The sequence below is a fragment of the Robbsia andropogonis genome, assembly GCF_034047095.1.
In the GTDB taxonomy this organism is placed as follows: Bacteria; Pseudomonadota; Gammaproteobacteria; order Burkholderiales; family Burkholderiaceae; genus Robbsia; species Robbsia andropogonis.
In genome coordinates this window covers 3,058,338-3,071,457 of record NZ_CP139170.1, presented here as the reverse complement: position 1 = coordinate 3,071,457, position 13,120 = coordinate 3,058,338, and the positions used below count along the sequence as shown (strand labels likewise).

Below are 13,120 nucleotides of genomic sequence, written 5' to 3'. Positions count from 1 at the left end.
GGTGCCATGCCATCAGGGACAGCCCCCGTCGCGGGTCTACCGCGGGTGCGACAGCCGGGGCACCACGGCGGGCAGTTCACGCCGCGGTCCTGCCGACAACTCGAAATTGGGTGTGTAAAAAAGATGATCACCAACCCATGGACAACCATGGTGGACCAACGCCGGCGCGCCGACCCCGTTTCGTCCCATCGTCAGGACAACGGGATCGTCACGTTGTCGTCGCGGGTGCGTGTCGTGGTCACTGGAAGCGTCCGATATGGGTCACAAACAGGACTTGCCAGTCGGTCGATTACGCGTGTGAATCGCACGCGTTCTTCCAGCGCGAACGCTGATTATGCCATGGTTGTCGCCGATGAAACCGGCGCGCGACGATGGTTTGGCGGGCCAGGCATGAACGATGCTCACCGTTTATCTCAATGTTTTATTAAACGGAGCGCTTCGCAAATGCGTCACGCGCGCGGGCAAGATCTTCCGGCGTGTCGACACCAGGCGGTGGCGCATCGGCCGTCACCAGTACGGCAATCCGTTCGCCGTGCCACATCGCACGGAGTTGTTCAAGCGATTCCGCACGCTCCAGCGGCGCAGGCGACAGTGTCGGATAGCGGCGTAAAAATCCCACCCGGTATGCATAGATGCCTACATGCCTATAGACGGGTGCTGGTGCATTCTCGGACAATTGACTGCGACGATCGGCCGCGGCGTCACGCGAGGCCGCCAGCGCGCTCTCCAGCGTGGGCGCAACAGATGGCGCCCCGGTCTTGACAGCCGCGACCGATGCATTCGATGTGGACGTCGAGGCGGTATCGACGGCGTCGGTGAGCACTGACGATTCCGCTGCCACCGGGCGGGCATAGCCTTCGCGAAACCAGGGAATCGGCGCGCGCGAAAAATACATCGCCACCCCGTTCGCGTTGATGACCACTTTTACCGCATTCGGATCGAAGATCTCGTGGATCGAATGAATGGGGTGGGCGGCCGTGGCGATCGCGCAATCGGGATGTGCGGCCAGATGCGCCGCCACCCCCCGCACCAGTTCCGGTGCGATCAACGGTTCGTCGCCCTGGACGTTGACCACCACGGTATCGTCGCTCCAGCCGAGGCGCGTTGCCACTTCGGCGAGCCGATCGGTGCCGGAGGGATGGTCAGGGCGTGTCAACATTGCTTCGAAACCGTGCGCGATCACGGCGTCGTGGACGGATTGGGCGTCGGTGGCCACCACGACATGACGCGCCCCGGATGCTTGCGCACGCTCCGCGACGTGGACGACCATCGGTTTTCCGCCGATATCGGCAAGCGGTTTATTCGGCAGGCGGGTTGATGCGAGGCGAGCAGGAATGACAGCGACAAAGACGGGCGTGCTGTCGCCGCCGACGAGTACGGAGGTCGTTATGGACACGATCGGCAGCCGTTTCTCAGACGGTTCCGGCGCCGACGTCCGCGTCCGGACCATTCGGATTCACCCGATGACCATCGACGGTCGTACGCGCTTCTTCTGCCAGCATGACGGGAATACCGTCCTGGATCGGATACGCCAGTTTGTCGGTCGCGCAGACCAATTCCTGCGCGGCACGATCATGTTTCAGCGGTCCCTTGCACAACGGACACACGAGGATTTCAAGCAGACGAGCGTCCACGGACCTTCTCCACGACAAGCGCTATCAAACGAGGATCGAGCACGCCCTCTACCGGGACGGCCCAGATACGGGGATCATGCCAATCGCCGCATTTTACCGCATCCTTCTCTGTTACAAGGATCGTCTCGGCGGGGTCGCCGTGGAACGGGTTGCGATCGAACGCATGATGATCGGGCAGTGGCAATGTGCGTGTCGCGATCCCCAGGCCACGCAACATGTCGAAGAATCGTTCCGGTGCGCCGATACCGGCCGCCGCCAGCGTGCGTGATGCGTCACGGCCTGCAAAGGACGAGAGCGCACGGTGCGGTGGCGTTCCGGCTGCGCACACTTGCCATGCGTCACCGGGCACGAGCGTCATCGCGAACGTGTTGGACCAGTCTGCCGGGGCGATGGAGACAGGGGCGTTATTGATGACGGTGGCATCACGGCGGCGTGTCATCGGTTCCCGCAGTGGTCCGGCAGGCAAAAGAAACCCGTTGCCGCCCAGGCGGGCATCGAATACGACAATCTCCATGTCTCGTGCTAGGCGATAATGCTGCAAGCCATCGTCACACAGGATCACGTCAACGTCGGGGACGACTGCCAGCAGGGCCTGGGCAGCGGCCACCCGATCGCGTCCGACGGCCAGCGGTGCACCAGTGCGTCGGACGATCAGCGCCGGCTCATCGCCAATGTCGGCCGGGGTGGCGGCATGCATTGCATGGGCGTCGACGACAGTTGGGCGAGGGCGCCGGCTTGCCGCACTGCCATGTCCGCGCGATACCACGCCGGGCGTCAGCCCTTGCTCCCGCAGGGCCTCGACCAGTGCAATCACGGTGGGGGTCTTGCCCGCGCCGCCAACGGTCACGTTGCCGATCACGACAACCGGCACGGGCACGCGGATGCTGTGCCGCCAGCCGCGTTGAAAAGCCGCGCGGCGCAAGCCCGCAATGGCGCCGAACAACAGTGACAATGGCCACAATGACCACGCCGTCAGACCTCGCCGTTGCCACGCCGCCGTTATGCGCGCCTCCCATTTCCCCACGCTCATGCCGCCCTCCCAGCTTGCCGGAGCGCGCAATGTAACGCGCTGGTCTTCGCGCGGCAAGCGGGTTGCAGGGCTGTCATCCGCATGTCATCCACAGCTGCGCGCCGGAAGCCTGTGGGAAACATCAGAATCGTTTTCGTAAGTCATTGGCAGGTCTGCGCTTTTTGAAGGTGATGCATTTTTGGGCAGAGTCGATTTTTTGCCAGGTTCCCCGCGCCATGCTATCCCCATCGAACCGATGATTGCATGTGGACAACTTGGGGAGGGCAGCGCTAACCCAATGGCCGAACAGCTAAAATTGTGGGTGCGTAAAATTTAGGCAATTTCCGATGCCGCTTTGCCTCTTGATGGAACGGGATCGGTGCATTGCGACGCGTGCTCGGTTATCCACAGGTCCGGCCTTTACAGGAATGGCCCGGCGCGGTTTCGTCCCCAGTCTTGGCGGTCTTTCATGTGAACAACGTGGGGACGGCATAGGTAAACCCTGGTGCGGCTGGTCTTTTTTGTGCTTGATGCATTTTTGAGCACGATGGACCGGGCGTGACCATGGCGCGGGGAACGACGGGCCGCCGGGCCGCGGTCTCGTTCGGCGAAGGCGATCGGCAAGTACCGAAAAAGCGGCACGAGGCCGATGCCACGGGGTTTTCGCGGCAGCATATACGATATCCGTCGTTTGCGAGGGGGCGGTAACTACCCTACAATCGCCGGAGTGGTCAGAACAAGCCCTCGCCGCACGGCCGGACGGGGTTGCCCATCGTGTCGGCATTACATCGCGTGATGGTGGGTCGCGACAAACCGAACCGGTCGACGTAAGGTAAATATATCCCCGCAAACCAACATAAGGATGTCCTCGGCTATGGAACACCAACTGCCCCCGCTGCCGTACGCAAAAGATGCATTGCAACCGCATATGTCGGCTGAAACGCTCGAGTACCACTATGGCAAGCATCACCAGACGTACGTCACGAATCTGAACAAGCTGATTCCGGGCACGGAATTCGAAAGCTTGACCCTCGAAGAGATCGTCAAGAAGTCGTCCGGTGGCGTGTTCAACAACGCCGCCCAGATTTGGAACCACACGTTCTTCTGGAACTGCCTGTCGCCGAACGGCGGTGGCGCACCCACCGGTGCACTGGCGGACGCCATCACGGCGAAGTGGGGCAGCTACGACAAGTTCAAGGAAGCGTTTGCCGCCGCCGCGGCCGCCAACTTCGGATCGGGCTGGACCTGGCTGGTCAAGAAGGCCGATGGTTCGGTGGACATCGTATCGACCAGCAACGCCGCTACGCCGCTGACGTCCGATGCCAAGGCATTGCTGACGATCGATGTGTGGGAGCACGCTTACTACATCGACCACCGCAATTCCCGCCCGAACTTCCTGGCGGCATTCTGGAATATCGTGAATTGGGATTTTGCCGCGAAGAACTTCGCCTGATGACCCTGGTCGGCATGACGAATCGCTTTTTCCGCATGGCGATGTGATGCCGGGATAGACGGGCATCCCTCGCGGTTTGCTGGTCCGCGCCAGATGGCGCCAAGCCCCCCATTCGTGAACTGCATCTCAAAGGTCGGACGCGTGTCCGACTGTTGGAGCGCGGTTCACGCTGGGGGGGTTTTATTGGTTGACGGTGCCGAGACACCGCGCGTGATAACGAACGCGCACCGACGCTCGACATTTTTTCAGTGCCTTAGTCCTGCATCGGCTTCAACGCTTTCATGTCACGCAACAGCACCGCATGGAACTGATTGGGCTCCTGCATTTGCGGCGCATGGCCGGCATCGGGGAAGGTCTCCAGGATCACATTCTGGATGACCGCCGCCGCATGTTGTGCCAGCGCCGGATAGTTGCCCAGGGTCGGGCGGATATCGGCGGGGGCGTACTCCTTGCCAATGGCCGTCGTATCTTTTGCGCCGATCATCAACACGGTAGGCACCTTGATCTGCGGCAGCTCGTAGAACACCGGTTGATTCAGGATCATGTCATACAGCAATGCCGAATCCCACGCGACGACATCGCGCTGCGGACCCCGGTACATCCCGGCCAACATCTGCACCGATGGCTCGTAGTCCGCGCGCCATTGCCCAGCGAAATAGGTGTTTTTCTCATAGTTGCGGATGCGGTCCGCCGTGGTCTTCTGCTCCCGCGCGTACCAATCGTCGACGGAGATCGGAGGTACGCCTTTCGCACGCCAATCTTCTAGCCCGATAGGATCGACGAGTACCAACTGTTCCGTTTGCTTCGGATAGGTTAATGCGTACCGGATACCAAGCATGCCGCCGGTCGAATGACCGACGATCGTTGCCTTGTCGATGGAAAGCGACTGCAGCAGCGCCTGGGTGTTGCGGGCGAGTTGTGCAAAGGAGAATTGATAGGCCTGTGGTTTGTCCGATTTGCAGAAGCCGATCTGGTCGACGGCGATGACCCGATACCCGGCCTGGTGCAAGGCGCCGATCGTCGGCCCCCAGGTTGCCGCGCAGTAGTTTTTCCCATGTAGCAGCACGGCGGTGCGGCCATTCGCGGTTTCCGGGCGCGGTGCGACGTCCATGTAAGCCATGTGCAGCGTCTGACGTTGGGACTGGAACGTAAAGTAGGAAACGGGATAGGGATAATCAAAACCTTGCAGTTCCGGTCCATAAACAGGCCCGTCGGTTTCTGCCTGCGCCGTCATTGGATGCAACGACAGTGTTAACGCAGTCGCAAGCACCGTACGGATCGCCATTACCGTAAAACGTGGGAGTCGAGAGGACATTCTTAGCAAAGGGAAACATCGGAGAAGGCGCGGACGAGCATCGTCGGGCGCCCGGGTCCTTATTCACTCAGGTCACGGGCGCGGACAAATGTTGGTATACAACGGTACTCGCCACGGAGTGCGGGCAGACGTCCCGGCCTGTCAATATGCCACGATCTGGTACGCCGCCGCGATCATTGGAGCATCGATTGATGAATGTCAGCTTAAGCGCCGGGAGGTGACGGGCATCTGCGGTTGCACGGTATCGCGATGCCGTTGACTGGGCATCGCGAGTGGTCACGGACGGATGCCGCGCAAACCGTCGCACTTATAACGTTCGATGACATTGCCATCGGCATCCACGCTTTCCAGCTTTACGTCGAAGCCCCATAGCCGCGTCATATGGCGCAAGACTTCGTCGGTCGACGTATCCAGCGGACGATTATCGGCGCGAACGTGTCGCAATGTCAGGCTGCGGTCGCCACGCCGATCCACCGACCATACCTGAATGTTCGGCTCCCGATGGTGCAGGTCATACTGCTTGGACAACGCCTGCCGGACGTAACGATAGCCGCTCTCGTCATGGATGGCGGAAATCGCCAGCGCATCGTCGCGTTCGTCATCCAGCACCGAGAAGAAGCGCATGTCGCGAATGACCTTTGGCGACAGGTACTGCGCGATGAAACTCTCGTCCTTGAAATTGCGCATGGCGTAGTGCAACGTTTCCAGCCAGTCGGAGCCCGCCATGTCCGGGAACCAGTACCGATCTTCGTCGGTCGGGTGTTCGCAAATGCGCCGGATATCAGTCATCATCGAGAAACCGAGCGCGTACGGATTGATCCCAGTGTAGTACGGCTTGCTGACCGGTGGCTGGAAGACCACATTGCTATGCGAATGAAGAAACTCCATCATGAAGCCGTCTGTCAACTTGCCTTGGTCGTACAGGGTATTCAACAAGGTGTAGTGCCAGAAAGTGGCCCATCCCTCATTCATGACTTGCGTCTGACGCTGCGGGTAAAAATACTGCGCGACCTTGCGAACAATCCGGATGACTTCGCGTTCCCATGGCTCGAGTAATGGTGCCTTCTTCTCCGCGAAGTAGAGCAGATTTTCCTGCGGCTCTTCCGGGAAACGCTCTTCCATCGCGTCGATCGTTTCGATCTTCCGCGGCGGTAGCGTTCGCCATAATTCATTGATTTGCGACTGCAAGTACGCTTCACGTTCGCGTTGCCGCACGCGTTCCTTCTCGAGCGACAATTTTTGCGGACGTTTGTACCGGTCCACACCATAGTTCATCAAGGCATGGCACGAATCGAGCAGTTCCTCGACACGGTCCAGCCCATGCCTTTGCTCGCATTCGGCGATATAGTTCTTTGCGTACACCAGGTAGTCGATGATTGCGCTGGCGTCGGTCCACATCTGAAAAAGGTAATTACCCTTGAAGAACGAATTATGACCATACGCCGCATGCGCGATCACCAGCGCCTGCATGGTCAGCGTGTTCTCCTCCATCAAATACGAGATACAAGGATTTGAGTTGATGACGATCTCGTACGCGAGACCCATCTGCCCGCGACGATAGCCTTTCTCGGTCGATAGGAAATGCTTGCCAAACGACCAGTGACGGTAATTGACCGGCATGCCGATTGACGCATAGGCATCCATCATCTGCTCGGAGCTGATGATCTCGAGCTGGTTCGGATACGTATCGAGTTTGTATGCCTTTGCGGCGGCGGCGATATGGTCGTTGTATTGCTCGATCAGTTCGAACGTCCAGTCCGACGGATTTGGCAACGGGTCACGCTTTGTCGCCACGCCACTTGCGGTTTTCGATACGCGTTGCGCTACTTCATTTGCCTGGTCGATCAACGTATTCGTCTCGCCCATCGCTTTCCCCTCTGCGCTCCCGGCTGGGAGCGCGCAAACGGATCAATATCCCGGATCAGCCTTGCTTCGCATTCGCGCGTTTTTCAAACAGCTCGCGGAACACTGGATAGATATCCGCGGCCGTTTGCACTTTCTTCATTGCGAACTGCGGATGATCCACCGCCATCTGTTCGTATTCCTGCCATAGATTCTGCTCTTCCGGCGCGACCTGGATATAGGCGAAATACCGACAAGCGGGCAGGATGTCCTTGCTCAACAGTTGCCTGCACTTTGGCGAATCGTCATTCCAGTTGTCACCATCCGATGCCTGTGCACCATAGATGTTCCATTCGTTGGGCGAATACCGCTCCTCGATGATCTTCGCCATCAGTTCCAGCGCACTGGATACCACCGTACCGCCGCTCTCTCGGGAGTGGAAGAACGTTTCCTCATTCACTTCATCGGCGCGTGTATGGTGACGGATGAAAACCATCTCGATACGCTCATAGTTCCGCGTCAAGAACAGATACAACAGGATGAAGAAACGCTTCGACAAGTCCTTTCGTTGCTCGTCCATTGATCCTGAAACGTCCATCACACAGAACATCACCGCCTGGCTCGACGGCATGCTTTGCCGCGTGCGATTGACGTAGCGCAAGTCGAATGGATCGATAAACGGAATGCGCGCGATACGTCCTTCCAGCGCGATGATCTCCGCTTTCAACTTCTTGATCTCGTCCAACCTGGCGGGATCGGCCGGGATAGCTGGCGCGCGTTCCAGCGTTTGCAACCGTTCCTTCATCTCACGCACTTCCGCGGACAGCGGGCCGCCCAGCGCGATACGCCGGCCGAGCGCGCCGCGCAGTGAACGTACGATATGGATATTGTTTGGCGTGCCTTCCGCCGCATAGCCAGCCCTGACGCTTTTCCAATTAGGAACCGTCAGGAATTCATTCGCGATCATCCGTGGCAGTTCGAGATCCTCGAAGAAATACTGCATGAATTCTTCGCGACTCAATTCGAAGGCAAATTCATCTTCCCCTTCGCCGTCCTTGCTGGCCTGGCCACTGCCGGAACCCGCACCGCCCCCTCCACCATTGGGGCGCTGGATACGGTCACCGCGCATGTAGTCTGAATTGCCCGGGTGCACCATTTCGCGCGTACCACCGGGACCGTGTCCGAACACGGGTTCCGATACATCCCTGCGGGGAATCGTTATTTTTTCCGACTTCTCGATATCCTTGATGCCACGGTCCCGGATTGCTTCGGTTACCGCGCCACGGATATGACTGCGAAAGCGCCGCAGAAAGCGTTCGCGATTGGCGATGCTTTTGTTTTTGCCGGAAAGTCTGCGGTCGATAATTTGCGGCAAGATGCGTCTCCATCTGATGAGTCGTCGCGGGGCGCCCTCACCGCACGCGTGTACACGTGGATGGACTATTGGACACCGCCACACGCCGTGCGGCACTGCCTGCGCATTGCGCAGGCAGTGCCGATGGCATCACGACGCTTTGCGTACGCGCAGATACCATTCACACAGCAGGCGCACCTGCTTGGGCGTATATCCCTTTTCGACCATCCGATTGACAAATTCGTCGTGCTTGCGCTGCTCTTCCGCCGAGCCCTTCGCATTAAACGACACGACAGGCAACAGCTCCTCCGTGTTCGAGAACATCTTTTTCTCGATCACCCTGCGCAGTTTCTCATAACTGGTCCAGTGCGGATTGTTGCCCGCATTGCCGGCCCGCGCACGCAGCACGAAATTGACGATCTCGTTACGGAAATCCTTCGGATTGCTGATGCCCGCCGGCTTCTCGATTTTCTCGAGTTCGGCGTTTAGCGCAGCCCGGTCAAAACTTTCGCCCGTATCGTGATCGCGGAATTCCTGGTCCTGAATCCAGAAATCCGCATAGGTGACATAGCGGTCAAAGATGTTTTGTCCATACTCCGAATACGATTCGAGGTATGCCGTCTGAATTTCCTTTCCGATAAATTCAACGTAGCGAGACGCCAACTGGTCCTTGACGAAGGACAGGTACTTTTGTTCCTGTTCCGCCGGGAATTGTTCGCGCTCGATCTGTTGCTCCAGCACGTACATCAAATGCACCGGGTTGGCGGCTACTTCGGTCGAGTCGAAATTGAATACCCGCGACAAGATCTTGAACGCGAAGCGCGTGGACGTACCGTTCATCCCTTCGTCGACACCGGCAAAATCACGATACTCCTGATACGACTTCGCCTTTGGATCGGTATCTTTCAAATTCTCGCCGTCATACACCTGCATCTTCGAATAGATGCTGGAGTTTTCAGGTTCATGGAGCCGCGTCAGCGCCGAGAACTGTGCCATCATCTTCAATGTGCCCGGCGCGCAGATCGCATCGGCCAGCGAAGAATTACGCAGCAGTTTCTCGTAAATACGGACTTCTTCGCTCACGCGCAGGCAATACGGGACCTTGACGATATAAATCCGGTCGAGCATTGCCTCGTTGTTCTTGTTGTTGCGGAACACCTTCCACTCAGACTCATTCGAGTGCGCAAGAATGATTCCGTCGAACGGGATCGCGCCAAATCCTTCCGTCCCCTTGAAGTTGCCTTCCTGCGTTGCCGTCAACAACGGATGCAGCACCTTGATCGGCGCTTTGAACATTTCAACGAATTCGAGTAAACCCTGATTCGCCAGGCAAAGGCCACCGGAATAGCTGTATGCGTCAGCATCATCCTGGGAAAACTGTTCGAGCTTTCGGATGTCGACCTTGCCCACCAACGACGAAATGTCTTGGTTGTTTTCATCACCAGGCTCGGTCTTCGCAATGCCCAATTGACGCAGCACGGACGGGTAGCGCTTGACTACCTTGAACTGGCGGATGTCACCGTTGTATTCATGCAGCCGTTTGACCGCCCACGGGCTCAGGATGCTCTTCAAGTAACGGCGCGGAATGCCAAATTGTTCTTCGAGGATCGGCCCATCCTCCTCATAGTCGAACAGACCTAATGGCGATTCGTTGACTGGAGAATCCTTGATCGAATAGAAAGGCACGCGCTCCATCAATTGCTTGAGCCGTTCAGCGATCGATGACTTCCCGCCGCCCACCGGACCCAGTAGATAGAGGATTTGTTTCTTTTCCTCGAGGCCTTGCGCCGCGTGGCGGAAATACGAGACAACTTGCTCGATGACTTCCTCAGCGCCGTAGAATTCACGGAAGGCCGGGTAGATCTTCATCACCTTGTTCGCGAAGATGCGCGACAGGCGGGGATCATTGCGCGTATCGAGGGCCTCGGGCTCACCGATGGCCATCAACATGCGCTCGCTGGCGCTCGCGTATACCGATGGATCCTTCTTACAAAGCTCGAGATACTCTTCGAGCGTGAACTCTTCCTCGCGTGACTTGTCGAAACGGGTCGCGAAACTGCTGTAGATATCCATGCTTTCCCCTCGCCAACGTGAAACGAATACCCGGTAAAACGTAATGCTTCGCCGGTCTGTCCAGTTATTGCCAAGAATTGCATTTGATCCGGGTCTTTTCTCACCAGTCTATGTACCATTGTGCACTCAACCCGTGCCGATTGTTGTCGTAACACGTTACCGGATGCCATTGCATCTGGGTGATGGTTGCGCACCGGTGGTACCGCTCACCTTGTCTGGCGCACTTTACGCCAAATGTTACGAGCAGCGAGAAACGGACCGCATGAGTCACATGGTAAGCCAATGTCCGACGATGCGGGGCCGTAAAATAATGGCCCGAATAGGGGTGGGTGTTTTGCAACAGCCACACCCGTAGATCGTGGCGCCGTATCCGCGTACCGAGAAAAGCAAAGGCGAGCCCGGAATATCAAGCTCGCCTTTGATACAGCATAGGATTACTGCTTACGAATCAGAATGCATGTCGCAGACCAACACGACCTGAAATCTGGGTCTTGTTATCGGTGGGTCCAACACCGTTGATGAATGTGTCGCCGTCCTTCGCGTTACGTTGCGCGGCGACGGTAACATACACTTCCGAGCGACGCGACAAAGCGTAATTCGCACCTGCGGTCACCTGATGGAATTGAATTTTCTGTCGGGAATCGCCCGTATTATTCTCGTCGCCCCGGGTGAACGTGTAACCAAGACCAAGTCCCACGGCTGAAGTCACCTGATAGGTACCGCTGATTTCAGCAATATGCATCTTACGATCGTGGGAATTATCGAACGTTCCCAGCTTTGTCCGAACGTTGCTATATGTCGCGGCAATGCTCGCCGGACCGAACGTATAGGAACCGCCTACAGCACCTACCCGATAACGCGACTGTACGTTACCGATGTCGCTAGCCCCTAACTTTGTGGCCAAACCCTGCGCTGCCTCATTGCCAAGCCTGCGGTAAGACGTCAACAAAGGATTGAAATTCGCATTCTTGGAATCCGTATAGGCCAAACCGAACTTGAACGGGCCATTGTCATATCCGGCGCCTGCCGACCATACGAGATTTTCGCGGTTTGCGCCCGCTACACCATGAATGCTGACGGCTCCACCAAAGTAGAAGCCGGAAAATGACGGGCTGACATACTTGATTGAGTTCTGTAACTGGTTCGAATAGTCGAAATTATTCAGGTCATATCGCGCACCGCCCATGGTCCGCGCATACCGTGCAACCTGGCTGAACGGGGCAACGAAGTCGACCACCATGTCGGACTGACGACCAAACGACACGCTACCGAAGTCACGGCTGCGCAAACCCACCAAGGCTTTCCGATTGAAGATCGTGCCATCTTCCGCGAATTTACCGTTCGCGAGATTAATGCCACTCTCGACATTGAAGAACGCGCTCAGGCCAGCGCCCAGGTCTTCCGACCCACGAAGACCCCAGCGGCTGCCTTCCAGGCCACCTGCGGGGTAGAGCGCGACCTGCCGCCCTTGATTCTCGTTGACTCCTGAGACTTTCGACGTGTAGCCGACGGATTGGTCCAGCACGCCATACAACGTCACGCTACTTTGTGCCTGAGCACCTGCCGCGCAGGCTAGCGCTGCTACCGCGAAAAGCGTCTTCTTCATGTGTAATCTCCGATCCAGTTTTTCGTCGCGCCCTTGAATCGGCCTATCAAGGCCGGAAGGCGGGACATAAGCGAGAAGCTGGAACGGAAATTAACAACATTGTTTCGTCAAACGAAACAATGTTCGTCAAAAATAATTATTTGACGCTACAGATGCAACAATTGGCTGTGAGAGGTATTGCTGCGAAACGGACGTGACGCTAGCCATCGGCATGGGCATCGGCCTCGATAGTGCAAAGAACGGGCTATTCGAATGCCCCGCCACGCGACGTTCCCGAGATCGGCGCGGTGTTACCCACACGGCGACCGACAGGCGGCAAGGGGACGACGAGCGGTGGGGTATGCATGGCTTCCTCGGCATCAAGCCATTCCTGCAGCACCTGGAGCGGCATGGCCAGTTCGCGGGCAACAGCGTCCGGCGCCTTGCCTTCCAGCAGTACGCGTTCGAGCGCAGCCCGCTTGAATGCGTGACTGAAAAAACTTCGGGGAATTTCGTAGCCCGCCATGACCGCTCCCTCCTTCGATTTTACCGCGCTCGCTGTCGCCAATGAGCGATACCGAGGTGAATACCCCGGTTGGATGTTCTATGCGAGGAAGAAGGCGCGGACAAACGTTCGAACGCTAGAGGGCGCGGCATTCCTCGCACAACAGCTGCGGGAATCCGTCACGCCAGCACCGGACACGGAAGGACCGGGCGACGGCTCACGTCATGCAACGCGCAGCCAGTGGAGTGATCACGATACTCCGGATTGGTGAACGAAACATGACACCGCAGTGACAAATATTTTCAACGTATGACATAACGCAAAAAAAAGCAAAGACACATGACAAGAAA

At 57.6% G+C, this 13,120-nt stretch carries 11 protein-coding genes; 2 read left to right on the top strand and 9 right to left on the bottom strand.

The window, feature by feature from the left end; translation table 11 throughout:
- Positions 1 to 424 precede the first annotated feature (424 nt).
- Genes kdsB through lpxK form a run of 3 tightly spaced genes read right to left on the bottom strand, consistent with a single transcriptional unit; the run spans position 425 to position 2,664 of the window.
- Complete coding sequence (gene kdsB / locus SJQ66_RS26860; RefSeq protein ID WP_051504153.1) at positions 425 to 1,390, bottom strand: 3-deoxy-manno-octulosonate cytidylyltransferase; 966 nt, start codon at positions 1,388 to 1,390, stop codon at positions 425 to 427.
- A 22-nt stretch (positions 1,391 to 1,412) separates the two neighbouring features.
- Positions 1,413 to 1,634, bottom strand: a complete 222-nt coding sequence (locus tag SJQ66_RS26855) for a Trm112 family protein (protein ID WP_024901735.1) — start codon at positions 1,632 to 1,634, stop codon at positions 1,413 to 1,415.
- Complete coding sequence (gene lpxK / locus SJQ66_RS26850; protein ID WP_046153121.1) at positions 1,615 to 2,664, bottom strand: tetraacyldisaccharide 4'-kinase; 1,050 nt, start codon at positions 2,662 to 2,664, stop codon at positions 1,615 to 1,617. The genes SJQ66_RS26855 and lpxK overlap by 20 nt, the downstream gene beginning before the upstream one ends.
- Positions 2,665 to 3,517: 853 nt before the next feature.
- On the opposite strand from lpxK, the gene SJQ66_RS26845 reads away from it, so the two are divergent.
- Entirely contained in the window at positions 3,518 to 4,096 is a 579-nt protein-coding gene (locus tag SJQ66_RS26845) for a superoxide dismutase (RefSeq protein WP_024901733.1), read from the top strand.
- A 253-nt stretch (positions 4,097 to 4,349) separates the two neighbouring features.
- On the opposite strand, the gene SJQ66_RS26840 is transcribed toward SJQ66_RS26845, so the two are convergent.
- The 6 genes from SJQ66_RS26840 to SJQ66_RS26815 form a co-directional block, all read right to left on the bottom strand.
- Positions 4,350 to 5,411 (bottom strand): alpha/beta fold hydrolase, encoded by a 1,062-nt coding sequence (locus SJQ66_RS26840; protein WP_407691528.1) that lies wholly within the window; start codon positions 5,409 to 5,411, stop codon positions 4,350 to 4,352.
- Between the two features lie 276 nt (positions 5,412 to 5,687).
- Entirely contained in the window at positions 5,688 to 7,277 is a 1,590-nt protein-coding gene (locus tag SJQ66_RS26835; protein WP_081764736.1) for a SpoVR family protein, read from the bottom strand.
- Positions 7,278 to 7,332: 55 nt separating this feature from the next.
- Positions 7,333 to 8,631 carry a YeaH/YhbH family protein gene (locus tag SJQ66_RS26830; protein WP_253463918.1) on the bottom strand — a complete coding sequence of 433 codons (1,299 nt, stop codon included), beginning with the start codon at positions 8,629 to 8,631 and terminating at the stop codon, positions 7,333 to 7,335.
- A 126-nt stretch (positions 8,632 to 8,757) separates the two neighbouring features.
- Positions 8,758 to 10,680 (bottom strand): PrkA family serine protein kinase, encoded by a 1,923-nt coding sequence (locus tag SJQ66_RS26825; protein ID WP_024901729.1) that lies wholly within the window; start codon positions 10,678 to 10,680, stop codon positions 8,758 to 8,760.
- A gap of 448 nt (positions 10,681 to 11,128) precedes the next feature.
- Entirely contained in the window at positions 11,129 to 12,286 is a 1,158-nt protein-coding gene (locus SJQ66_RS26820) for a porin (RefSeq protein ID WP_024901728.1), read from the bottom strand.
- A gap of 244 nt (positions 12,287 to 12,530) precedes the next feature.
- On the bottom strand, positions 12,531 to 12,791 hold the full coding sequence (locus tag SJQ66_RS26815) for a hypothetical protein (RefSeq protein WP_024901727.1): 261 nt from the start codon (positions 12,789 to 12,791) through the stop codon (positions 12,531 to 12,533).
- On the opposite strand from SJQ66_RS26815, the gene SJQ66_RS26810 reads away from it, so the two are divergent.
- Complete coding sequence (locus SJQ66_RS26810) at positions 12,790 to 13,041, top strand: hypothetical protein (RefSeq protein ID WP_024901726.1); 252 nt, start codon at positions 12,790 to 12,792, stop codon at positions 13,039 to 13,041. The two genes, SJQ66_RS26815 and SJQ66_RS26810, sit on opposite strands and share 2 nt — an antisense overlap.
- Positions 13,042 to 13,120 lie beyond the last annotated feature (79 nt).